At 67.3% G+C, this 21,914-nt stretch carries 28 protein-coding genes; 9 read left to right on the forward strand and 19 right to left on the reverse strand.

Annotated features, from left to right (window positions below; all coding sequences use genetic code 11):
- Nucleotides 1-63: 63 nt before the first annotated feature.
- The 6 genes from AC1RAA_RS04980 to AC1RAA_RS05005 are packed head-to-tail and all read right to left on the reverse strand — an operon-like array spanning nucleotide 64 to nucleotide 4,497.
- A complete protein-coding gene (locus AC1RAA_RS04980) occupies nucleotides 64-384 on the reverse strand; it encodes a non-heme iron oxygenase ferredoxin subunit (protein ID WP_056580656.1) in 321 nt (106 codons plus the stop codon).
- 16 nt (nucleotides 385-400) lie between these two features.
- Nucleotides 401-1,366: a Bug family tripartite tricarboxylate transporter substrate binding protein gene (locus tag AC1RAA_RS04985; RefSeq protein WP_492726890.1), complete on the reverse strand. Its 966-nt coding sequence runs from the start codon at nucleotides 1,364-1,366 to the stop codon at nucleotides 401-403.
- Nucleotides 1,363-1,731, reverse strand: coding sequence for a chorismate mutase (locus AC1RAA_RS04990; protein WP_062477800.1), 369 nt, complete (start codon nucleotides 1,729-1,731; stop codon nucleotides 1,363-1,365). The genes AC1RAA_RS04985 and AC1RAA_RS04990 overlap by 4 nt, the downstream gene beginning before the upstream one ends.
- A gap of 9 nt (nucleotides 1,732-1,740) precedes the next feature.
- A complete protein-coding gene (locus tag AC1RAA_RS04995) occupies nucleotides 1,741-2,223 on the reverse strand; it encodes an aromatic-ring-hydroxylating dioxygenase subunit beta (protein ID WP_070060755.1) in 483 nt (160 codons plus the stop codon).
- Nucleotides 2,220-3,479: an aromatic ring-hydroxylating dioxygenase subunit alpha gene (locus AC1RAA_RS05000; protein WP_487846898.1), complete on the reverse strand. Its 1,260-nt coding sequence runs from the start codon at nucleotides 3,477-3,479 to the stop codon at nucleotides 2,220-2,222. The genes AC1RAA_RS04995 and AC1RAA_RS05000 overlap by 4 nt, the downstream gene beginning before the upstream one ends.
- Nucleotides 3,480-3,507: 28 nt before the next feature.
- Nucleotides 3,508-4,497, reverse strand: a complete 990-nt coding sequence (locus AC1RAA_RS05005; protein WP_492696345.1) for a 2Fe-2S iron-sulfur cluster-binding protein — start codon at nucleotides 4,495-4,497, stop codon at nucleotides 3,508-3,510.
- 133 nt (nucleotides 4,498-4,630) lie between these two features.
- Between AC1RAA_RS05005 and AC1RAA_RS05010 the strand changes: the two genes are divergently transcribed.
- A complete protein-coding gene (locus tag AC1RAA_RS05010) occupies nucleotides 4,631-5,551 on the forward strand; it encodes a LysR family transcriptional regulator (protein WP_062477812.1) in 921 nt (306 codons plus the stop codon).
- On the opposite strand, the gene AC1RAA_RS05015 is transcribed toward AC1RAA_RS05010, so the two are convergent.
- Complete coding sequence (locus AC1RAA_RS05015; RefSeq protein WP_492726893.1) at nucleotides 5,548-5,997, reverse strand: 2'-5' RNA ligase family protein; 450 nt, start codon at nucleotides 5,995-5,997, stop codon at nucleotides 5,548-5,550. The two genes, AC1RAA_RS05010 and AC1RAA_RS05015, sit on opposite strands and share 4 nt — an antisense overlap.
- Before the next feature lie 335 nt (nucleotides 5,998-6,332).
- Here AC1RAA_RS05015 and AC1RAA_RS05020 point away from each other — a divergent pair, with 335 nt between their 5' ends.
- Complete coding sequence (locus AC1RAA_RS05020) at nucleotides 6,333-6,947, forward strand: porin family protein (protein WP_062477817.1); 615 nt, start codon at nucleotides 6,333-6,335, stop codon at nucleotides 6,945-6,947.
- On the opposite strand, the gene argE is transcribed toward AC1RAA_RS05020, so the two are convergent.
- The 9 genes from argE to guaB form a co-directional block, all read right to left on the reverse strand.
- Entirely contained in the window at nucleotides 6,944-8,050 is a 1,107-nt protein-coding gene (argE, locus tag AC1RAA_RS05025; protein WP_492726895.1) for an acetylornithine deacetylase, read from the reverse strand. The genes AC1RAA_RS05020 and argE overlap by 4 nt on opposite strands.
- A 4-nt stretch (nucleotides 8,051-8,054) precedes the next feature.
- On the reverse strand, nucleotides 8,055-8,978 hold the full coding sequence (locus AC1RAA_RS05030) for a DMT family transporter (protein WP_492726897.1): 924 nt from the start codon (nucleotides 8,976-8,978) through the stop codon (nucleotides 8,055-8,057).
- 2 nt (nucleotides 8,979-8,980) lie between these two features.
- A complete protein-coding gene (locus AC1RAA_RS05035; protein WP_492726900.1) occupies nucleotides 8,981-9,700 on the reverse strand; it encodes an alanyl-tRNA editing protein in 720 nt (239 codons plus the stop codon).
- A gap of 77 nt (nucleotides 9,701-9,777) precedes the next feature.
- Complete coding sequence (locus tag AC1RAA_RS05040) at nucleotides 9,778-10,608, reverse strand: helix-turn-helix transcriptional regulator (protein WP_492726902.1); 831 nt, start codon at nucleotides 10,606-10,608, stop codon at nucleotides 9,778-9,780.
- A 182-nt stretch (nucleotides 10,609-10,790) separates the two neighbouring features.
- A complete protein-coding gene (locus AC1RAA_RS05045; RefSeq protein WP_492726904.1) occupies nucleotides 10,791-11,585 on the reverse strand; it encodes a restriction endonuclease in 795 nt (264 codons plus the stop codon).
- Nucleotides 11,586-12,031: 446 nt separating this feature from the next.
- Complete coding sequence (gene guaA, locus AC1RAA_RS05050) at nucleotides 12,032-13,648, reverse strand: glutamine-hydrolyzing GMP synthase (RefSeq protein ID WP_159271746.1); 1,617 nt, start codon at nucleotides 13,646-13,648, stop codon at nucleotides 12,032-12,034.
- 11 nt (nucleotides 13,649-13,659) lie between these two features.
- Nucleotides 13,660-14,094: a type II toxin-antitoxin system VapC family toxin gene (locus tag AC1RAA_RS05055; RefSeq protein WP_070060761.1), complete on the reverse strand. Its 435-nt coding sequence runs from the start codon at nucleotides 14,092-14,094 to the stop codon at nucleotides 13,660-13,662.
- The gene (locus tag AC1RAA_RS05060) at nucleotides 14,091-14,339 is read right to left on the reverse strand and encodes a type II toxin-antitoxin system Phd/YefM family antitoxin (RefSeq protein WP_056580613.1); all 249 of its coding nucleotides are present in this window, start codon (nucleotides 14,337-14,339) and stop codon (nucleotides 14,091-14,093) included. Before AC1RAA_RS05060 ends, AC1RAA_RS05055 begins: the two co-directional genes overlap by 4 nt.
- Nucleotides 14,340-14,416: 77 nt before the next feature.
- Nucleotides 14,417-15,886 (reverse strand): IMP dehydrogenase, encoded by a 1,470-nt coding sequence (guaB, locus tag AC1RAA_RS05065; protein WP_062477841.1) that lies wholly within the window; start codon nucleotides 15,884-15,886, stop codon nucleotides 14,417-14,419.
- A 128-nt stretch (nucleotides 15,887-16,014) separates the two neighbouring features.
- On the opposite strand from guaB, the gene AC1RAA_RS05070 reads away from it, so the two are divergent.
- On the forward strand, nucleotides 16,015-16,533 hold the full coding sequence (locus AC1RAA_RS05070) for a DUF4124 domain-containing protein (protein ID WP_095745380.1): 519 nt from the start codon (nucleotides 16,015-16,017) through the stop codon (nucleotides 16,531-16,533).
- Nucleotides 16,534-16,548: 15 nt separating this feature from the next.
- On the opposite strand, the gene AC1RAA_RS05075 is transcribed toward AC1RAA_RS05070, so the two are convergent.
- Both AC1RAA_RS05075 and AC1RAA_RS05080 read right to left on the reverse strand, forming a co-directional pair.
- Nucleotides 16,549-16,896: an RnfH family protein gene (locus AC1RAA_RS05075; protein WP_062477848.1), complete on the reverse strand. Its 348-nt coding sequence runs from the start codon at nucleotides 16,894-16,896 to the stop codon at nucleotides 16,549-16,551.
- A complete protein-coding gene (locus AC1RAA_RS05080; RefSeq protein WP_062477851.1) occupies nucleotides 16,896-17,342 on the reverse strand; it encodes a type II toxin-antitoxin system RatA family toxin in 447 nt (148 codons plus the stop codon). Before AC1RAA_RS05080 ends, AC1RAA_RS05075 begins: the two co-directional genes overlap by 1 nt.
- A gap of 62 nt (nucleotides 17,343-17,404) precedes the next feature.
- Here AC1RAA_RS05080 and smpB point away from each other — a divergent pair, with 62 nt between their 5' ends.
- From smpB to AC1RAA_RS05110, 6 genes are all read left to right on the forward strand, one after another.
- Complete coding sequence (smpB, locus tag AC1RAA_RS05085) at nucleotides 17,405-17,881, forward strand: SsrA-binding protein SmpB (RefSeq protein WP_062477854.1); 477 nt, start codon at nucleotides 17,405-17,407, stop codon at nucleotides 17,879-17,881.
- Nucleotides 17,882-17,976: 95 nt separating this feature from the next.
- The gene (locus tag AC1RAA_RS05090; protein WP_492726907.1) at nucleotides 17,977-18,357 is read left to right on the forward strand and encodes a COG4315 family predicted lipoprotein; all 381 of its coding nucleotides are present in this window, start codon (nucleotides 17,977-17,979) and stop codon (nucleotides 18,355-18,357) included.
- A 24-nt stretch (nucleotides 18,358-18,381) separates the two neighbouring features.
- On the forward strand, nucleotides 18,382-18,888 hold the full coding sequence (locus AC1RAA_RS05095) for an RNA polymerase sigma factor (RefSeq protein ID WP_307635791.1): 507 nt from the start codon (nucleotides 18,382-18,384) through the stop codon (nucleotides 18,886-18,888).
- Nucleotides 18,889-18,903: 15 nt separating this feature from the next.
- Nucleotides 18,904-19,728: an anti-sigma factor family protein gene (locus tag AC1RAA_RS05100; RefSeq protein WP_492726909.1), complete on the forward strand. Its 825-nt coding sequence runs from the start codon at nucleotides 18,904-18,906 to the stop codon at nucleotides 19,726-19,728.
- Nucleotides 19,729-19,805: 77 nt separating this feature from the next.
- Nucleotides 19,806-20,201 (forward strand): COG4315 family predicted lipoprotein, encoded by a 396-nt coding sequence (locus tag AC1RAA_RS05105; RefSeq protein ID WP_119556624.1) that lies wholly within the window; start codon nucleotides 19,806-19,808, stop codon nucleotides 20,199-20,201.
- Between the two features lie 100 nt (nucleotides 20,202-20,301).
- Nucleotides 20,302-20,979 (forward strand): hypothetical protein, encoded by a 678-nt coding sequence (locus AC1RAA_RS05110; protein WP_492726911.1) that lies wholly within the window; start codon nucleotides 20,302-20,304, stop codon nucleotides 20,977-20,979.
- Nucleotides 20,980-20,992: 13 nt separating this feature from the next.
- Here AC1RAA_RS05110 and AC1RAA_RS05115 read toward each other — a convergent pair whose 3' ends face one another.
- Nucleotides 20,993-21,910 (reverse strand): DMT family transporter, encoded by a 918-nt coding sequence (locus tag AC1RAA_RS05115; RefSeq protein ID WP_492726913.1) that lies wholly within the window; start codon nucleotides 21,908-21,910, stop codon nucleotides 20,993-20,995.
- Nucleotides 21,911-21,914 lie beyond the last annotated feature (4 nt).

A 21,914-nucleotide genomic window follows, 5' to 3' on the forward strand; every position in this document is an offset into this window, starting at 1 on the left:
CGATTGTCGCTAACCGGTCTGGCGCGAACAGAGACAGATCAGCCCCTCCGCAGGCAGAACAGTTCAGCCTTCGAACGCCAGGAACACCCGCCCGCCCTCGATCTTCACCGGGTAGGTGCGCAGGTCTTCGGTGAGCGGCGCGCACATGGCCTTGCCGCTGCGCACGTCGAAGCGGCCCTGGTGCAGCGGGCATTCGATCTCGTGGCCTTCGAGGAAACCGTCGCACAGCCGCGCATGGCCGTGCGTGCAGATGTTGTCGGTGGCGTGGATGCCATCGTCGGTGCCGTACAGCGCGATGTCGCGCCCCTGCACCTCGATGCCGACCACGTCGTCGGCGGGAACGTCGTCGACCGCCGCGGCGTCGACCCAGGTCATCGTGCTCATCGTGTGCTCCCTTTTCTCAATCGGGCTTGAGGCCGGCGCGATCGATCACCGGCTTCCAGCGGCGCAGTTCCTCGTCCATGAACTTCGACAGGCCTTCGGGCGTGCTGCCCACGGGGTCGAAGTACGCGGTCTGCAGGCGCTTGACTGTTTCGGGGTCTTTCAGCGCGGCAGCAATCTCGCGGCTCATGCGCTGCACCACGTCGTTCGGCGTGCCCTTGGGCGCCATGTAGGCGAACCACGGCACGGCCTGGATGTCGGGCAGGCCTGACTCACGCAACGTCGGCAGGTCGGGCAGCAATGCCGAACGCTCGGCCGAAGTGACGGCCAGCGCCTTCAGGCGGCCGGCCTTGGCCTGCGGCATCACCGTGACCGGCGGCAGGCAGGCGTACTGCACGTCGCCCTGCACGATCGCGGTCACGGCCTGACCCGACGACGCGTACGGAATGTGCACCGCGAACGACTGCGTCTTGGCCTTGATGAGCTCCACGCCCAGGTGCGAGATCGAGCCGTTGCCGGTCGAGGCGAAGTTGAACTTGCCGGGGTTCTTCTTCATCGCCGCCAGCCAGCCCTTGACCGAATCGACGCCCATCGAATTCGAGACCGCGCAGACGTTCGGCGTGGTCGCGGCCAGCGACACCGGCACGAGGTCCTTGAACGGGTCGTACGGCAGGTTCTTGTAGAGGATGGTGTTGTAGACCAGCGGCGCGTTCACCGACAGCAGGAAGGTGTAGCCGTCGGGCTGTGCCTTCGAGACGGAATCGGTGCCGCTGTTGCCGCCCGCGCCGGGCTTGTTCTCGACGATCAGCGGCTGGCCGATGCGCGCCGCGAGCTTGTCGTTGACGATGCGCGCCAGGATGTCGGGCGACGAGCCCGCCGCGAACGGCACCACGATGCGCACGGGGCGCTGCGGCCATTCCTGCGCATGGGCGGCCGCGGCCAGGGCCACGGCGGTGAAGGCGACGAAGAGGCGTGCGCGCGTCATGGCTGCACCTCCACATCGACCATGCCCCGGTGGTCCTGCTGCTCGCGCGCGATGAAGCCCGCGATGAGCGCGCGGTAGGCGGCCTCGACCACCTCGGGGTAGGCGCCCTCCTTCTCGGCGAGCGCCTTCACCTTGTCGATCACTTCCTGCTGGCGCTGCGGCGCCGACACCTGGAAGGCGTCGCGCTTGAAGCGCGCGGCGTCTTTCACGTAGCGGCCGCGCTCGGCCAGCAGCGCGACGATCTGGCGATCGAGCCGGTCGATGTTCTCGCGCACTTCAGCGAGGTTGGCACACAGCGGCACGTAGGCCGGGTCGGTGAAGCGGCGCAACGGGGCACCGTGGGTCTCTGGTTCTTTTTCTGGCATGGCTCGGTTTCAGATGGGGTAAATGATGGAGTTCGGGATCATTTCGCTGTCGAACACGCACAGGCGCGACGCGAATTTCAAGCCTTCGGGCGTGGGCACGACCTTGTCGATGTAGCGCCCCACATTGAACACGGTCGACGGCCCGTCGAGCTTGGTGCGGAACACCGCGTAGTTGGCCTCGCTGTGGATGGTGCCGTCGTCGTCGACGCGGTGCACCAGCGGCAGGCCCACCACGTGGCGCTGGTAGTACGGGTCGTGGAACAGCGTCTCCTTGATGCCGTAGACGCGGTCTTCGAGCATGCCCCGGCTTTCGAACGAGAGCGTGGCCAGCGGCAGGCCGCGCTCGTGGTTCTCGCGCGGCTGCAGGCGGTAGCTGCACTGCTCGGTGAAGAACGCGGGCCACAGATCCCAGTCGCCCGAATCGACCGCGTGCGCATACGCCGCATACAGGCGCGACAGGTCGAGGTAGGTGGACGTATCGAGCGTGCTCATGCGGCCTCCATCACTTCACGCCAGTAGCGGTACATGCCGCGGATCAGCGTCTCCGTCACCATGTGGTCGGTGTTCTCCACCTCGCGCCCGCCGAGCTCGGCCAGCGTGCGGTGGTAGGGCTTCTGCTCGAAGCCTTCCTGCGAGAACTCGATCACCTCGCCGTCGTCGGCCGACACGAAGCCCGCCGGCCCGAACAGGTTGGCCTGGCGCAGGCGGCGCTGCGTCATTTCGGGCGTGTCGTCCTCGAAGCCGAAGTGCGTCCACACGAAATCGAAGGCGTCATGGCCCACGGGCTGGATGTGGCGCGTCGACACGCTGTTGACCTGCTGCTGCAGGATGAGGCTGGGGAACAGCGTCATCATCACCGCCGTCGGCCCGCCCCACCAGGGCTCGGGCACGATGTCCAGAAAGCGCGGGTCTTTGAGCTGCATGCTTTCCTTGAAGCTCGACACCTGCGTCACCTGCGCGGCCTTGCCGGCGCTGCCGCGCGTGGAGATCATCGCGGCGTGGCGGCCGCGCGCGTCCATCTTCAACTCCGACTTGTTGTCGGCGCGCCAGAGCCCGAAGGTCACGAACCAGGTGTGCAGCAGGCCCGGGTGGTACGGGTCCTTGATGTTCTCCTGCATGAGCTTCCAGTTGCCCGGAATGCGCTGGCGGCTGTAGCCCAGGATGGTGAGCTTGCGGCCGTCGAACAGGCGGTCGAAGTAGTGAAGGATGTCGGGGCCGAGAAAGTCCTCGAACGATTCGATGTCGTGGTCGAACGACGCGAACACCACGCCGCCGCGCGACGCAACCTTGAGCTTGTTCAGGCCGTGGTCTTCGGTCTTGAAATCGGCCGGCATGCCACCGTGCACCTTGCCGTCCTGCTTCACACCGCGGCGGAACGGCACTCCCTGCAGGTCGCCCTTGAGCGTGTAGTTCCACTGGTGGTAGGGGCAGACGAACTCCTTCTTGTTGCCGTGGCGCTCTCGGCAGAACTGCATGCCGCGGTGGGCACAGACGTTCTCGAACACATGGATGGCGCCTTCTTCGTCGCGCGACAGGATGACCGAGCGCTCGCCGATGGCGGTGCGCTTGAAATCGCCCGGGTTCGGGATCTCGGCTTCGAGGCCGACGTAGCACCAGTGCTTGTCGTAGAAGAAGCGCTGCAGCTCCTTCTTGTGCAGCGCCTCGTCGGTGTAGGCCATGAAGGGAATGCGGCTGGTCTTCTCGCTCTCCCAGTGCAGCTCGATGGGGAAGACGGCTGGCGTGGTCATCGGGTCTCCTTTTCTCTTGTTCGGTTCTTCAGGTGCCTTGCAGGTAGAAGGCATCGGCATGCGTCTGCTCGGGCGCCAGGCCGTGCGCCTGCACCAGCCGGCTCGCGGCCTCCACCATCGGCGGCGAGCCGCACAGGTAGGCACGCCAGCCGTCGAGCCCCGCGGGCAGGTCGGCGCGGATCGCATCGGTGATGAGGCCCAGCCGCTGGCCGTCGCGCGCAGGGCCGGCGACCACCACGACGTGCACCTTCAGGCCGGGGTGCTGCGCCTGCAATTCACGCAGCTCGGGCAGGCCGTACACGTCGGCGTCGGAACGCACGCCGAGGTAGAGGTGGATCGGCTGCATCAGCCCCGCCGCGACCGCGCCGCGCACGATCGACAGGATGGGCGCGAGCCCCGTGCCGCCCGCCGCGCAGAGCATCGGCCCGCGGTGCTTGGTGCGCAGGTAGGCGGTGCCCAGCGGGCCGCTCACGCGCACCGTGTCGCCCACGCGCAGCTGCTCGAAGATGTGGGCCGTGACGCGCCCGCCCGGCACGCGGCGCACATGGAATTCAAGCTCCGCGTCGCGGCTCAGCCCGGCCATCGAGTACGGCCGTGCCAGCTCGGGGCCGAACTGCAGCTGCGCGTACTGCCCCGGCGAGAACGCCAGCGGCTTGTTGGGCTTGAGGCGCAGGCGGCGGATGTCGTGCGTGAGCACGTCGATGCCCGTGACCGTGGCCTTGAGCACGCGCGCCGGGTGCACCACCACCTCGTCGGGCTCAGGAATCTCGATGGTGCAGCTTTCGGTCAGCGTGCTCTGGCAGGCCAGCACGTAGCGCTCGCCCTGCCCGTCGGGCCGGATCGCGTCCTGGCCGCCGTCGAGCAGCTGGCCCGACACCACCTTGCAGCGGCAGGTGCCGCAGCGCCCCGACATGCAGCTGTACGACACCGGCACCTGGTGCTCGCGCAGCACCTCGAGCAGGTTCGCGCCGGGGCGGACCTCGAGGGTGCGGGCAAGGGGGTGAATGTGCAGGTCCATCGTCGGGCTCTCTTTTTCTGGCGCCGGCGGCAGGGCCGGCTTGTCTCTGGGCACGGATGATGCGCGGCCTCTTCCGATTGACCAATAGAATCTGATGAATCGGCTGTATCACCGCCATGAATAAAGGTGCGCCATGCAACTCAAGGACATCGATCTCAACCTGCTGCTGGTGTTCGACCGCATGCTGGCCGAGAAGCGCGTGTCGGCCGTGGCCGAGTCGCTGGGCCTGTCGCAACCCGCCATCAGCAACGCGCTGGCGCGCCTGCGCAAGCTGCTGGGCGACGAGCTTTTCCTGCGCACCGCGCGCGGCATGGAGCCCACGCCCTTCGCGCTGCAGCTGGCCGAACCGGTGGCCTATGCCATGGGCGCGCTGCACACGGCGCTCAACCAGCAGGTGGTGTTCGACCCCGCCACGAGCACGCGCAGCTTCACGCTCGCCATGACCGACATCGGCGAGATCTACTTCACGCCGCGCCTCATGGAAACGCTCTCGGCCGCCGCGCCGGGCGTGACCATCAGCACGCTGCGCAACAACACCGCGACCCACCTGCGCGACGACCTGGAGGCCGGCCATGTCGACATCGCCATCGGCCTGCTGCCGCAACTCAAGTCGGGCGTGTTCCAGCGCCGGCTGTTCCTGCAGCGCTATGTGTGCCTGTTCGCGGGCACGCACCCGCTGGCGCGCAAGCGCAGCGTGTCACTGAAGGACTTCAGCGCGGCCGACCACGTGCAGGTGCAGGCCGCCGGCACGGGCCACGGCAAGGCCGACGACGTGATGGCGGCGCAGGGCATCCAGCGCCGCATCCGGCTCAAGGTGCCGCACTTCGTGGCCATCGGCCACATCCTGCAGTCGAGCGAAATGATCGCGACCGTGCCCGAGCGGCTGGCGCGCAGCATCGCCGAGCCCTTCGGCCTGGTGTGGCGACCGCACCCGGTGGCGCTGCCGCAGATCGCGATCAACCTGTTCTGGCACGCGAAGGTGCACCGCGACCCGGGCAACCAGTGGCTGCGCGGGCTGCTGTTCGACACCTTTGCCGATCAGGACGGCGCCTAGGCGGGCCAGCGGCCCAGCACCTCGTGCACGCCCTCGCCTACGTGGCTGTCGATGAGCACCAGCGAATGGGCGATCCAGGGGGCAGGCGCTTCGAGCGCGTGCTTTTCGAGCTTGCGCCGCGCATAGGCGACGGTCATGTGCGGCGTGAACGCGCGTGAGGGCTTCAGGCCGACATCGGCCAGCGCCTCGCCCAGGCGCTGCCTGAACGCGCGCAACGCCGCAACGTTGGCCTCGTCGTCGGCGCACAGCACCAGCGCGCCCTTGGCGTAGCTCATGGATTTTTCGAAAACGACATCGAGCGCCGGCACGGGCACCGCGGCGGCAGCGGTCGATGCCTGGGCCACCTTGTCTGCGGGCACCTGGTCGTGGTTGCCGAGGTCGAACAGCGTGACGTGCAGGCGCGGCGCCTCGACCACCGTGCCCTTCAGGGCGTGTTGGGAGTTCATGCGTGCGCCGAGCGCGGCGATGGTTTCGGCGTCTTGCGGGGTGGGAAGCAGTGCGAAGAAAAGCGAGTGCGGCAGCGGCGCCTTGCGAGGGGCCTGGGTGCCGCGAGGCCGCGGCAGGGGCCGCGGCGGGGGATCGATTCCGGGAAGAAGAAGCTGAGCTGACATGCCTCGATCATCGCCCATGGCAAGGGCCCTTCATGAGGCCTTCAGCAAACGCGAAGCTCGCCTTCAGCTTGGTTTTTGAGAATCGTCGGACGGTGGCGGCAAGGCGAACAACGACAAGCCGCCCATCCACGCATTCATTCAATCGATCAATCAACCAACAGGATTTCATCTTGACGAAAACGCAAGCCCGCCTCGCACTCGCAGCTCTTTGGCTCGGCACCGCCTCCGTCGGCGCCTTCGCCGCCGGTCTCGACAAGGACACCGGGCTGTATGTCGGCGGCGCCATCGGCCGCTCCAGCTACAGCCTGTCGTCCTCGAAAAACGCCCCCGTGCCCGTGCCATGGGGCGGCAAGAAGGCCGACAAGAGCGGCACGTCGTACAAGCTGTACGGCGGCTACCGCCTGACCGAGCACTTCGGCGTGGAAGCCGGCTACGCCCGCCTCGGCAGCGTGAGCCAGTGGAGCTCGGCTTATGGCGGCTCCAGGCTGCAGACCGGCACCGGCCAGGTCTTCTACGCCGCCGCCACCGCCCGCATGCCGCTGGGCGACGCCTTCGCCCTCAATGGCCGCCTCGGCGTGGCACGCGGACGCATCTCCGGCGACAACAAGTGGGCCCCGGCCAACCAGCGCATTTCGGGCAGCGGCACGGGCCTGATGGTCGGTGTCGGCGCCGAGTACCGCATGACGCAGAACCTCGCGATCACCGCCGACTACGACTACTTCGGCAAGCTGTCGAAGCAGGCCAAGGGCGGGATGTTCACGGTGGGTTTGAAGGCGAACTTCTAAGCGGTCGCCGCCCAGGCGCCGACGCCGGCCAGGAAATGGTCGGCGGCGCGCAGTTCACTGGCGGCAATCCACTCGTTGGGCTGGTGGGCCTGCGCGATCGCGCCGGGTCCGCACACCAGCGACGGAATGCCGGCCTGCTGGAAAAATCCGGCCTCGGTGCCGAACGGGATCTCACCCGGAGGCCACAGTGCGCCCCAGCGCCTGGCGGTCTCCGCGGCGGCGCCCTCACCTTCTTGTGCGCAGAGCGCCGGCACGCCGGCCAACTGCGTCATCTCGACGGCCACTTCGGGCGAAACGCCCGCGAGCAGCCGCGCCAACTCCCCTTTCACCATCGCCGTGCTGGCCGCATCCGTCGGCCGGAACTCCCACGTCACCTCGCAGCAGCCGGGGACGATGTTGATCGCCGTCCCGCCGTGGATGCAGCCGACGTTGAAAGTGGTGCGGTTGCCCTGCGCGCGCAGCGCATGCCCGAAGCGCGCGAGTTGCGCGATCAGTTGCGCGGCCGGCTCGATCGCGCTCACGCCCAAGGCCGGATCGCCGGAATGGACCGGCCGTCCGCTGAAGGTGATGCGGTGGCCGAAGAAGCCGCGATGGGCCAGCCCCACGCGCATCTGCGTCGGCTCGCCGATGACGGCCAGCGCCGGTGTCGGTATATCGGTGCGCATCGCGGCGATGAGGCGTGGAACGCCGAGGCACCCGACTTCCTCGTCATAGGACAGCGCGAGGTGGATCGGACGGCGCAGCTCAAGGCTGCGCCATGAAGGTACCGCTGCGAGGCACGCTGCGATGAAGCCCTTCATGTCAGCCGCGCCACGGCCATGCCACCGGCCCTCGCGCTCAACGAGCGTGAAGGGGTCCGAGTCCCAAGCCTGACCGTCGACGGGCACCACGTCGGTGTGACCGGACAACACGATGCCGCCTGCCACGTCAGGGCCGAGGGTCGCCAGCAGGTTGGACTTCTCGCCGTCGTCGCTGGGGATCAGCCGCGCCTCGACGCCGTGCGCCGCCAGGTAGTTGGCCACCCACTGGATGAGGCCGAGGTTGGAGCGGTGCGAGGTCGTGTCGAACCCGACCAGGGTGCGCAGGAGTTCGACGGTGTCCATCGGCTCAGACCGCGACCTTCGCGCGCCTCGTCGGCTGGAAGGTCGTGACGAAGAAGCCGAGCAGGATCAGCGCAATGCCGGCAATGTGGAAACCACGCACGGGCTCGCGCAGCACGAGGAACGCCAGCAGCGCCGTGAACAGCGCGACAAGATGGAACGACACGCCCGTCACCGTCGCGCCCAGCGTCGCGACGCAGCGGCTCCACAGGATAAAGGCGAACAGCGACGCGAAGAGGCCGATGTAGAGCACCGCGCCCACCGAGGCCGCATCGGTCGGAATGCGCGCGCCGCGTGCCAGCTCGATCACCCAGAACGGCATCAGCACCACCAGCCCGGCGGCCATGGTCGCGGTCAGGAACACAAGCGGACTGAGGGCGGCCGGCTTGCGCCGCAGCAGCACCGAGTACACGGCGTAGTTGGCCACGGCCAGCAGCACCAGCAGCTCGCCGCCGCCCAGTCGCAACGCCAGCAGGTGCGCCAGTTCGCCACGCGCCACGATCCAGGTCACGCCGAGGAACGAGATGCCGATGCCGAGCAAGGCCTTCCAGGTGATGCGCTCGACACCGAGCACCACGGCGGCCAGTGGCACCATCAGCGGCAGCGTCGAGTTGAGGAACGCGACGCTGGTGGCGGGCACCGTCTGCAAGGCGAGGTAGCCGAGCGCGTTGTAGCCGGCGATGCCGAAGGCGCCGCAGGCCGCGATCAGCCGCCAGTGCCGCGCGAGCAGCCCGCGCTCGCGCCACGCCTGCGCGCCGACGAACGGCGCCAGCACCGCCAGCGCCACGACCCAGCGCCCCACCGCGAGCGACACGGGCGGAAAGACCGGCCCGAGCGCGCGCCCCAGCACGAGGTTGCCGGCCCAGAAGGCCGGCGGCAGCCACAGCAGCCACACCGGATGCGACCAGAGCGCCAGCAGCGACCTGCGCATGCCTACAGCCCCTGCAGCCCGATGCGCACGCGACGGTTGGAGCGGCCCTTGTTCTCGATCTTGAGAATCCGCACCGGGCGCGATGCACCAGTGGACGCGAGGTGCGTGCCGCCGCAGGCCTGCCGGTCGAGCCCGGCGATCTCGACGATGCGGACCAGCCCCTCGGCCGAAGGCGGCGGCGCCACCGAACGGGAGCGCAGCAGCCCCTGCTCGCCGTGGGCGGCGGTGACCGACACGTAGTGCGTCTGCACCGCGAGGTCCTGCGCGATCACGTCGTTCAGCTCGGGCTCGAGCGCCCGCAGGCGGTCGTTGTCGGCGCCGGGCAGATCGAAGTCGATGCGCGCGGTGCCGTCGTCGTTCATCTGCACGCCGGTGACCAGCGCGCCGTCGAAGTCACGGAAGACCAGCGCGTTGAGCACATGCAGGTCGGTGTGCAGTTCGCGCATGCATTGCCGGAAGACCGGATCGACCTCGACCTGGACGTCGCCCGTGATCTCGATGCGATCGGGCAGCAGCACCCAGACGAGGCCGCCCTCCTCGGAAAAACCGGTGACGGGCACCTCACCGCCCTGCCAGCGGACGACACCGCGGTCCGGCAGCTGCCCGCCGCCGCCGGGATAGAAAGGATGCTGCGACAGCCGCACGGCACCGGGCCGCGATTGGAGGACCTGGGCGTCCAGCCGCAGGATGTCGGCATGTTCCTGGCAGAAGAGTCGTGTCATGGGGGGCCTTGCTGAGAAGCCTCAGCATGGCAGGACGACCCGAAACGCTATTGGTTGAAATTGCGCCCGCGGCTCGATCAGTTCGCCCGGGCGCGCACGTACTGCAACGGCGTCATGCCGAAGGTGCGCTTGAAATGCTTGTTCAGCGCACTCTGGTCGTAGAAGCCCGACGCGAGCGCGGCCTCGGCCACGGGCTGACCCGCATCGAGCTGCCGCAACGCGGCCCGCAGGCGCAGCTGCGTCAGGTAGGTGTGCGGAGTCAGCCCGAGCGTGCGGTGGAAGGCGCCGATCAGCTGGAAGGTCGTCAGGTCGGCGGCCTGCGCCATCTGCTCAAGCGTCAGCCGCTCGGCATGGCCATCGCGCATCAGCTCGAGCACAGGTGCGAGCACGCGCGCCTCCGAGGGCGCGACCGGCACGCGGGGCCCGGCCTGCCCGTGCGCGGCGAACAGCGCACCGAAGCTGCGCACGAGCAGTTCCTGGTGCAGCAGTGCGTCGGTTTCGCCGTCGAGCGCGCGGTGCAGCGCCAGGAAGCGCGCGATGAGGTCCGGGTCGCGAAAGACGTTCGATGTGAAGTGCCGGGGCTGGTCGATGCCCAACGATGCGAGCACGCCCTGGAGCCCCTGCCCGGCCAGATAGAACGACCGGTAGCGCCAGCGCGGGCTGCCGGCCATGCGACCCGAGTGCGGCTCGCCGGGGTTGAAGACGAGCAGCGCCTGCGTGTGAGCCACATCGGTGCGGCCCCGGCTCCTGAACTCCGAGCCCCCCACTTCCGTGACGGCGACCACGAGGGAATCGTGCACGTGCGGGGCGTAGTCGTGCGTCGTGAAGTCGGCATGGAGCATGTCCATGCCCGGCACGCCGGGTGCGTGCCAATACCGCGAGGTGTTGCGAGGATCGGAGCGGGCCAACGGGCGTCCTTTCGCGCGAAAGGCGGCGGCATTCCGAGCCGCCGCATCAGGTGCGATTAGATCGCAAGGGGCGTGCCAGTGCGTGCCTTGGTGGACGTCAGATGAGCTTCATGCGTACCTCGATCGATGAATCGAGATGCATACCAACCAGCCACCTACGCCTCTAGTGAGACACCGAATCTTTACAGCGTGTTGAGGTGATAGTAGTCATGTCCATGGAACGTCAGTGGCCTCGCTCGGGTGACATTGCAGTCCTCCGGTCCCGGCCGGTGCTTTAGCTGAGCATAGCCAAGCATGTCGAAAAAGCGATTCGCATCAACGAGCTCGATCGGCATGACCGCTTGCGTGCTACGTTGCGCCGCTTCACGCGCGCCGCGACGAAAGCGCGATGCGGATACATACACGCCCCGGGTATAGCCACCCAACATCAAGGCCCCCAGAAAGGCCCGGATTTGCTCCACATCCACAGCATCCCTACGCCGCTTGACTTGAACTCCGACCCTGGCGCCTGAACCATCCTCCAGTATCACGTCGACCCCACCATCGTTCGAATAGGCGGTCGCATAAGCCTGATACCCGAGATCGCCGAAAACGCTGGCCACCGTCAACTCGAACAGCCGCGGATGCATTGACGCACGCGCTTCGAACTTTCGCATCAGGTAGCGCCGCACTTGTTGAAGAGGCAGGTCGATATCGTCGAGCGCCAGCTCTTCCAGGACGGGGGCTGAAGCGAGCGTCACAGCCCAGTGCTGCCAATGCATTGCGGGCAGAACTGCGCGATCTTCCGCAATCCACCAGCCACAGGCAGGACAGATATGCAGACACACCTTCTTCTCCACGATATCCCCTCGAAGGATTACGTGAGGATGCCCTGGAGGGGGACCAGTGAAGTAGGGATTCTGAATCTCCAGATCATGGACGGCCGCGAAATCCTTGTAAGCGACATCCCATAGGTCCGGGTCATAGTGATCGTCCATCTGAGCAGCGCAATAGCTGCAATGAACCGGGTCTTCCTCCTCAACTTTCCCTCGCCAGAAGGGAAGCTCGCATCCGGAAGCACTCGAAGAAATTTCCGACGGGACATGTTGCCTTGGTTGATTCATACATCGCCTCCGTTCATCCTGCACCTCGCGAGGAGGTTAAGGCGGAAATTCGACCCGTACGGCATCATCAACAGCGGTGACCGGTACGCGGAAATCCGCCGCCGCCACTAGATCGCAGAAACGTGCGTCGTCGATTTTTCGAAACCAAGTCCTGCGCCCGGAAAGCATGCAGCATGCGGCCAGTCAATGCAATTGTGTCCCCCGCCACGCAGCGCCGCATGCCCCCAACGATCTCATCTACTTGTGATGGGCCTAAGAACACAAGCGTTCTTAGCCCAGCAGCTTTGGAAGATTTTTCGAGAGTGAGCGAGACCCCGGCGTCACTCCCACTCGATCGTCGCCGGCGGCTTGCTCGACACGTCGTAGGTCACGCGGTTGATGCCGCGCACCTCGTTGATGATCCGGCCCGACACCTTCTTGAGCAGCGCGTACGGCAGCTCGGCCCAGTCGGCGGTCATGAAGTCGCTGGTCTGCACGGCGCGCAGCGCGACGACGTAGTCGTAGGTGCGGCCGTCGCCCATCACGCCCACGCTCTTGACGGGCAGGAACACGGTGAAGGCCTGGCTCGTGAGGTCGTACCAGGTCTTGCCCGATTCGTCGGTGAAGTTGCGCAGCTCTTCGATGAAGATCGCGTCGGCGCGGCGCAGCAGGTCGGCGTATTCCTTCTTCACTTCGCCCAGGATGCGCACGCCCAGGCCCGGGCCGGGGAACGGGTGGCGGTAGACCATCTCGGGCGGCAGGCCCAGGGCCACGCCGAGTTCGCGCACTTCGTCCTTGAACAGATCGCGCAGCGGTTCGAGCAGCTTGAGGCCGAGCTGTTCGGGCAGGCCGCCCACGTTGTGATGGCTCTTGATGGTGACGGCCTTCTTGCTCTTGGCGCCGCCCGACTCGATGACGTCGGGGTAGATGGTGCCTTGCGCCAGGAAGGTCGCGCCCTTGTGGCCGCCGTCGCCGGCCTTGAGCTTGGCGGCCTCCTGCTTGAACACGGTGACGAACTCGCCGCCGATGATCTTGCGCTTGGCTTCGGGGTCGCTCACGCCGGCGAGCTTGCCCAGGAACAGGTCGCTGGCATCGACGCGGATGACCTTCGCGTGCAGCTTGCCTTCGAACATCTCCATGACCATGTCGCCTTCGTTCAGGCGCAGCAGGCCGTGGTCGACGAACACGCAGGTGAGCTGGTCGCCGATGGCGCGGTGGATGAGCGCGGCAGCCACGCTCGAATCGACACCGCCCGAGAGGCCCAGGATGACTTCTTCATCGCCCACCTGCTCGCGGATCTTCTGCACGGCTTCGGCGATGTGGTCGCGCATGACCCAGTCGGGCTTGGCTTCGCAGATGCCGAGCACGAAGCGGTCGATGATGGCCTTGCCCTGCACCGTGTGCGTGACTTCAGGATGGAACTGCAGCGCGTAGTAGCGGCGCGCCTCGTCGGCCATGCCGGCGATGGGGCAGCTGTCGGTGCTGGCCATGAGCTTGAAGCCGGGCGGCAGCTCGGTGACCTTGTCGCCGTGGCTCATCCACACGTTGAGCATGCCGAAGCCCTCGGGCGTGGTGAAGTCGGCGATGTCTTTCAGCAGCGCGGTGTGGCCATGGGCGCGCACGGCGGCGAAGCCGAATTCGCGCTTGTGGCCGCCTTCGACCTTGCCGCCCAGTTGGTGCGCCATGGTCTGCATGCCGTAGCAGATGCCGAGCACCGGAATGCCGAGGTCAAACACGGCTTGCGGGCACTTGTCCGTGGTCTCTTCGTACACGCTGGCGTGGCTGCCCGAAAGAATCACGCCCTTGAGGTGGCCGTCGGCGGCGTATTCGCGCACCCATTCGTCGGTCACGTCGCAGGGATGCACTTCGCTGAGCACGTGGGCTTCGCGCACGCGGCGTGCGATGAGTTGGGTGACTTGCGAGCCGAAGTCGAGGATGAGGATCTTGTCGTGTTGCATGGCGAAAGGACTCAGAGCGTTGAAATGTCGAACAGCTTGACGCCCGCGTGCGGCGCCGCCTGGATGAGATGCTCGTCGAAGGTGGCGAGCGGAAGGTTGAGCGATTTGGCGAGCCAGAGGTAGCCCGCATCGTAGAGCGAGACGCCCGCGTCGATGGCCACGGCGAGCACGGCCTTGTGCTGGGCCGGCGCGAGGTCGTGCAGCTCCACGCGGTGGCGGATGGCGTCGAGCACGCTCCACAGGCCTTCGACGGCCGATGCCGGGATGCGGCCGCTGCGCACGCCGTTGGCGAGGATGTTGGCGCACTCCCACTGCCAGGCGTTGGGCGCCTGTGGCTCGACCTCGTCGCGGCGGATGGCGGCGTAGAGCCTGCGGGTGTGTTCGCTGGCCTGGTCGGGCAGCAGCCAGGCGGCAGTGACCGAGGCGTCCATGACGAAAGCGGTCATGGCTGGCGTCCTTCGTTCAGAAGTTCGCGGGTCGTGGGGCCGGGCTGGATGGTGGCGTGCAGCGCGTCGATCTGCCCGAGCTCGCGGGCGATCTGCTCGTCGGTGATGACGGGCTTGCGGCGCACCGGCAGCATGCGCACGACTTCCTTGCCGTGGCGGGTGATGCGAACCTCCTCGCCCTTTTCGACCAGGTCGATCAGGGCCGAGAAGTTGTTCTTGGCTTCAGCGATGCCGATGGATTGCATTTGGGCCAGAAAATTTGAATCTGGCCCAAATTTTAAGCCGAGTCTGGCCTGACTTTCAAGGTCTGGCCAGATTGGGCTTACTCAGCGCGGTAGTTCGGGGCTTCCTTCGTGATCTGCACGTCGTGGACGTGGCTCTCACGGATGCCGGCCGTGGTGATCTCGACGAACTCGGCCTTGTTCTGCATGTCCTCGATGGTCGCGCAGCCGCAGTAGCCCATGCTGGCGCGCACGCCGCCGGCCATCTGGTAGACGATGGAGACGATCGAGCCCTTGTAGGGCACGCGGCCTTCGATGCCTTCAGGCACGAGCTTGTCGGTGTTGGGGTTGCCGGTGGTCGATTCCTGGAAGTACCGGTCGGCACTGCCCTGCTGCATCGCGCCGATGGAGCCCATGCCGCGGTAGCTCTTGTAGCTGCGGCCCTGGTACAGCACGATTTCGCCCGGCGCCTCTTCGGTGCCGGCGAACATGCTGCCCATCATCACGGTGCTCGCGCCGGCGGCGATCGCCTTGGCGATGTCGCCCGAGTAGCGCACGCCGCCGTCGGAGATCAGCGGAATGCCCGTGCCCTGCAGCGCGGTGGCGACGCTGTCGACCGCCATGATCTGCGGCACGCCCACGCCGGCGACGATGCGGGTGGTGCAGATGGAGCCGGGGCCGATGCCGACTTTGACGGCGTCGGCGCCGGCGTCGGCCAGTGCACGTGCGGCGTCGCCGGTGGCGATGTTGCCGCCGATGACGTCGACCTGCGGATAGTTCTTCTTGACCCAGCGCACGCGCTCGATCACGCCGGCGCTGTGGCCGTGGGCGGTGTCGACCACGATGGCGTCGACGCCGGCCTTCACCAGGGCTTCGACGCGCTCTTCGGTGCCATCACCCACGCCGACTGCCGCGCCCACGCGCAGGCGGCCGTTGGCGTCGCGTGCGGCATTGGGGAAGCTGGTCTGCTTGGTGATGTCCTTGACGGTGATGAGGCCCTTGAGCTCCCAGTCGCCGTTGATGACCAGCAGGCGCTCGAGCTTGTGCTTGTTCAGCAGCGCCTTGGCTTCGGCCAGCGTGGTGCCGTCGGGCACGGTGATGAGCCGGTCGCGCTGCGTCATGATTTCGCTGACGGGCACGTCGTAGCGGTTCTCGAAGCGCAGGTCGCGCCCCGTGACGATGCCGACGACCTTGCCGCCGTCGATCACCGGGAAGCCCGAGATGCCGAGCTGGTCGGACAGTGCCATCACCTGGCGCACGGAGTGCGTCGGCGTGATCACCACGGGGTCGCGCAGCACGCCCGACTCGTAGCGCTTGACGCGGGCCACTTCGGCGGCCTGCTGCTGCGCGGTGAGGTTCTTGTGCACGATGCCGATGCCACCCTCTTGCGCGATGGCGATCGCGAGGCGGGCTTCGGTCACGGTGTCCATGGCCGCCGAGACGAGCGGCAGGTTCAGCGTGATGTTGCGGGAGAACTTGGTGGCGAGAGACGTGTCCTTGGGCAGGACTTGGGAGAATGCTGGCACCAACAACACGTCGTCGAAGGTGAGCGCTTTGCCGAGAAGGCGCATGGGTGAGGCTCCAAAAGACGGATTGTAACGAGGCCCTCGCCCGCTTCGCCGGCGCGGGTTCTTTTTGACCGTTGCAAAACCGCCTATTCCGGATGTTGCAAAAAGTAAGGCCCAGCTAAACTCCGCGCATGAATCTCCTGCATTGGCTGGTACTGGGTTGTGCGTGCGCGCTGCCGCTCTCGGCGAGCGCGCAATGGCAATGGGTCGACAACAGCGGCAAGAAGGTCTTCAGCGACCAGCCGCCGCCCACCGACATCCCCGAAAAGAACATCCTGCGCCGCGCCGGCCCCTCGCCTTCGGCCCGGGCGCCCGCCCCGGCCACGCCGGCCCCCGAGGGAAGCAGCGACACGGCCGCAGCCCCCAAGGCCGCGCCGCCGCCCAAGCCCACGGGCGTGGACAAAGAGCTCGAGGAAAAGACCAAGAAGGCCGAGGCCGAGCAGAAGGCCAAGGAAGCGGCTGAAGCGGCAAAGATCGCCAAGGCGAAAGCCGAGAGCTGCGCTCGTGCACGCGAAGGCAAGGCCACCATCGACAGCGGCATCCGCCTGACCAAGGTCAACGTCAAGGGCGAACGCGAGATCATGGACGACGCGGCGCGCGCTGCCGAGCAGAAGCGCGTCCAGTCGGTCATCGACAGCGACTGCAAGTAAGCCGGCGACGGCCGCTCAGTAGCCGTCCTTGCCGCCCTTGCGCTTGTTCGCGAACAGGCCCGTGCCGCGTGCCCCCTGGCGCTGGAAGCGTTCACGGCGCGCCACCTTCGGATCGACCGTGAGCGGACGGCACAGCTCGATGCGGTCGCCGTCCTTCAACGGCTGCTCCCACGCCACCGCCCGGCCCCAGATGCCCGGCGTCATGGCATGCCGCCAGTCCAGGTCGGGAAAGCGCTGCATGAGATCGCTGGCCTTCACCGCCTCGGCCACCGCGGTGCCGGGCGCGAGCTGCAGGACCTGCTCGAACACCTCGCGCGCCGCCGGCGAACAGCTCAGCGTGACCTCGATGCGGCGATCGGCCATCAGCCTTCGCCGTAGACCTGTTCGGCGCGCTTGACGAAGGCTTCGACCAGGCTCGAGGCGATGGTGTCGAACACCGGCCCCACCAGGGCCTGCAGCGCGAAGTTGCTGAAGCCGTAGCTCATCTGCAGTTCGACGCGGCAGGCGCGTTCGCCCTGCTCGCCCACGGGGTGAAATTTCCAGGTGCCGTCCAGGTTGGAGAACGGCCCGTCGACCAGCTTCAGCTGCACCTCGCGGCCTGCGATGTGCGTGTTGCGGGTGGTGAAACTCTGGTGCAGCCCGGCGAAGGCCAGGCCGACTTCGGCGGTCATGCCGCCCTCGTCCTGCTCAATGACGCGCGACTTGTCGCACCAGGGCAGGAACTGCGGGTACTTCGCCACATCGGTGACGAGCGCGTACATTTCTTCGGCGCTGTACCAGATGAGGACGGACTTGTGGACTGTTTTCATAGAATCGGCACAGCGTGCGCGACGGATTGTATTGAAGCCATGCGCCCCCAACTTCTCGAGCCATGGCCACCAAGAAACAAGACACCTCCTCCCGCATCGCCGACAACAAGAAGGCCGCCTACAACTATTTCTTCGAAGAACGCTTCGAGGCCGGCATGGTCCTCGAGGGCTGGGAAGTCAAGTCGCTGCGTGAAGGCAAGGTGCAGCTGACCGACGGCTACGTGGTGATCCGCGACGGCGAGCTGTTCGTGGTCGGCTGCCAGATCAACCCGCTCAAGAGCGCCTCGACGCACGTCAATCCTGATTCGGTTCGCACCAAGAAGTTGCTGCTGCACAAGGAAGAGATCAAGCGCCTCGTCGGCAAGGTCGAGCAAAAGGGCTACACGCTGGTGCCGCTGAACCTGCACTGGAAGGCCGGCAAGGTGAAGTGCGAGATCGCACTCGCCAAGGGCAAGGCCGAGCACGACAAGCGCGACACCATCAAGGACCGCGAAGGCAAGCGCGAAGTCGAGCGCGCGATGAAGAGCCGCAACCGCTGATTTTTCTTTTTTTGGGCGGCATGGAATAAAACGCGCTCTGCGGGCGTTTGTGCGGTGTCATCGATCCTCGATGCCATCAACCCAGGAGTCTTTCCATGTCACCTATCCGCATGTCCTCCGTCGGCATCGCCGCCGCACTGCTCGGCAGCCTGCTCGCCCTCCCCGCGTTCGCCCAGCCCAAGGCCGCCGATGGCGCACTGGTCGGTGCGAACGGCATGACGCTCTACACCTTCGAAAAGGACACGGCCGGCAGCGGCAAGTCGGCCTGCAACGGCGGCTGCGCCACCAACTGGCCGCCCTTCATGGCGGCCGACAGCGACAAGCCCAGCGGCGACTTCACCATCGTCACGCGCGACGACGGCAAGAAGCAATGGGCCGCCAAGGGCTGGCCGCTGTACTACTGGGTGAAGGACACCAAGCCGGGCGACAAGACCGGCGACGGCGTCAACGGCACCTGGAAAACCGCCAAGCCCTGAGTCGGACAGGCTCCCGGCCCACCCATGGACGCCCGCCTGCTGGTCGAGCACATCCCGAGCCTGCGCCGCTATGCGCGCGCGCTCACGGGCAATGCCTGGGCGGCCGACGACCTGGTGCAGGACACGCTCGAGCGCGCCTGCGGCAAGTGGCGGCTCTGGGTGGTGGGCACCGACCTGCGCGCCTGGCTCTTCACGGTCATGCACAACCTCTTCGCCAGCCAGGTGCGACGCCGGCCGCCACCGCATGCGGTCGTGCCGCTGGACGACGTGGCGCCCGAGCAGCTGCAGGGTGGCGCCGATCCGGGCCTGGGCCTCGACCTGCAGCGCTGCCTGATGCTGCTGCCCGAAGAGCAACGCGCCGTGCTGCTGCTGGTGACGCTCGAAGACCTGTCCTACGCCGAGGTGGCGAAGGTGCTCGGCATTCCGATCGGCACCGTGATGTCGCGCCTCTCGCGCGCCCGCCTTCGCCTGCAGGAGCTGATGGACGGCGCCGCCGCGTCCAGCCGCCCCGGCCTGCGCCGCCTCAAGTGACGTGAAGCACCCGCCATGAACCGCCCCACCCTGCCCCCCACCGACGACGAGCTGCACGCCTGGGTCGACGGCCAGTTGCCGCCCGAACGCCGCGAGGCGGTCGAGGATGCGCTGGCGCGCGATCCGGCCGTGGCGGCCCGCGTGGCGGCCTGGCATGCCCAGCGCGACGCCTTGCGCCGCCTGCACGGCGGCCTGCTCGACGAACCTGTGCCTGCGCCGCTGATGGGCGTGCTCGAGCGGCGCCGTGCCGAGGCCGGTCGCTCGGCCCCCTGGCTGCGCTGGGGCGGCATGGCCGCCGGCCTGCTGGTCGCCTTCGCGACCGGCTGGCTCGGCAATGCCCAGTGGTCGAGCGCGCCGCGTGCGGCCGGGGCCTCCTTGGCGCGCGCACCGGCCGTGCGCGAGTTCGTGCGCGACGCCTCGGTGGCCCACGTCGTCTACACCCCTGAGAAACGGCACCCCGTCGAAGTGGCCGCCGCTGAGCAGCAGCACCTGGTGCAGTGGCTGTCCAAGCGCCTCGACCACCCGCTCAAGGTGCCCGATCTGTCCTCGCTCGGCTACACGCTGGTCGGCGGACGCCTGCTGCCCGGCGAAACCGGCGCGCGCGCGCAGTTCATGTTCGAGGACGCGGCGGGTGAACGCATCACGCTGTACATCGGCACGCTCGACGCGCAGGCCGCGGACGCCGCTGCCTCGCGCGAAACCGCCTTCCGTTTTGCTTCGGACGGCGCCGTGCCGAGCTTCTACTGGGTCGACCGGGGTTTCGGCTACGCCGTGGCCGGTCGCCTGCCGCGCGATGCGCTACTGAGACTCGCGACCCTGGCCTACCGCGAGTTATCGTAGCGACGGCATAAACTGCCGGTTCGCGCATTCACCTGGCTTGTTTTCGCGATTGATTTTTCAACTGAAGGAGAAACTGCATGAAATTGCTCAGCGCCTCGATCCTCGCAGCGGCTCTGCTCGCCGGCTGCGGCGGCATGTCCACCAAGACCGCTGGAGCGCCCGACACGCCCACCCGCACCGCCGACGGCGTGCTGGTCGGCCCGAACGGCATGACGCTCTACACCTTCGCCCGCGACACCGCCAATGCCGGTACCTCCGCCTGCAACGGCCAATGCGCCACCAACTGGCCGCCGCTCGGCGTGGCCGATGCCGCCAAGCCCATGGGCGGCTACACCATCGTCGTGCGTGAAGACGGCAAGAAGCAGTGGGCCTACAAGGGCTGGCCGCTGTACTACTGGGCCAAGGACACCAAGGCCGGTGACAAGACCGGTGACGGCGTGGCCAACGGTGCCTGGAAGGTTGCCCGTCCCTGATACCGCTGATGTGATGGCGTCGGTCTGAACCGGCGCTTTCAGCGACCCAAGCCTCGGCATCTGCCGGGGCTTTTTTCATGGTGCACGGCAGAATGGCCCGATGACTTTTGCCGACACCCACCCGGATGCCTTCCACGCGCTTGTGTCCCACGGCCTCATCACCGACGCGCAGCACGATGCCGCGCTCGCGCATCCCGAGGCCACCGCCCTGCCACCGATTCCCGGCCCCGCGCATGCACTGGCCTGGATGCGCCTCAAGAATCTGATCGCCGAGGAAGAACTGGATGCGGCTGTGGAACGCCTCGAAGCCGCCTCGCCGGCCGTCGCGGCGTTCACTGAAGCGGAAGACATCGCCTATGACGCAGACGACCTGCTGGACCTCGGCACGACCGGCATCACGCACGAGGCCGTGGCCGCGCTGTTCAACGAAGGACTGATCGACACCGAGACCCGCGACCTGGCGCTGCGTGCTGCGCCCCTGACCGGCGCGCCCGCCGCCCTGGGCCCCACGCTGGGCTGGCTGGTGACCGACGGCCTGCTCGACACGGCGCCGTTCGAAGCGCTCCGCGCCCGTGTTGCCGCCGAGCCGGCCTTCGCGACGGCAGCCGACCACCGACGCATCCTCGACGAAGCCCAGGCGATCGTCGCCGCCGACGAGCAGGAGACCGTCGACATGCTCAAAGAGTTCGCGCGCAGCCAACGAGCCAGCTGGCGCAACTTCGGAATGATCGTGGTGGCCGTCGTGATCGTGATCGGCTGGTACCTCTTCGGCCGCTGAGGGCGGCGAAAGGTCAGTGCGCGCCCGGCAGCGCGCTGTCCGCCAGCGTGGTGCGGCGCCCACGCAGCGCGAGCAGCTCGTTGAACACCAGCGCGCCAATCACGAGCACGCCGCCCGTCAGCACGCTGGCCGCGGGCGTCTCGCCGGCGCCGAGCCAGGCCAGAGCGATGCCGAAAATCACCTCGAGCAGCGCCAGCAACGCCACCTCGGGCGCCTTGAGCACCTGCGCGCACAGCACCGAGAGGACGCAGGGAATCGCCAGCTGAAAGACACCCAGGAAGGCCAGCAGTCCCAGGTCATGGGGGCCGGCATGGAACGGCCAGGCCAGCGGCAAGGTGACGAGTGCGGAGAGGGTCGCGCCGATCAGCACCGCGGGCACCAGGTCGACATCCTGCCCCTTGGCGTGCGCATGCTGGACCACGGTCCATTGCGTCGCGCCGGCCAGCGGCACGCACAGCGCCACCAGCGTGCCGACGAGCGACCCGCCACCACCGCCCAGCAGCTGCGTGCCGTACATCCAGCCGATACCCAACCCGGCGACCACGATGGCCGCCCAGGTGCGTGCGGGCAACTTGTGCCCGATGAAGAGGCGCGCGGCCAGTGCAGTGAAGAGCGGCCCGAGCGCCATCGTGACGAGCACGCTCGCTGTGGAGGTCAGCGTCAGCGCCACCATGAAGGCCGTGAACATCACGGCCCAGCAGACACCCGAGATCCAGAGCGAGTGCCCGCCGCGGCGCAGCTGCGAGAACACCGCCCGCCCCCGCCAAAGCGGCAAGATCACCAGCAGCGCCAGCATCGTGAAGAGGCTGCGCCAGAAGGTGATCTCGAAACTGTGCGCCTGCGCCAGGTGCCGCGTGACGACGCCCGCCGTGCCCCACATGAGGGTCACGACGACCATCAGCCCGACAGCGGCGCCGTGCGTCAAGCGCATGGCC

The organism is Variovorax sp. GW823-FHT04F07 (genome assembly GCF_058795995.1).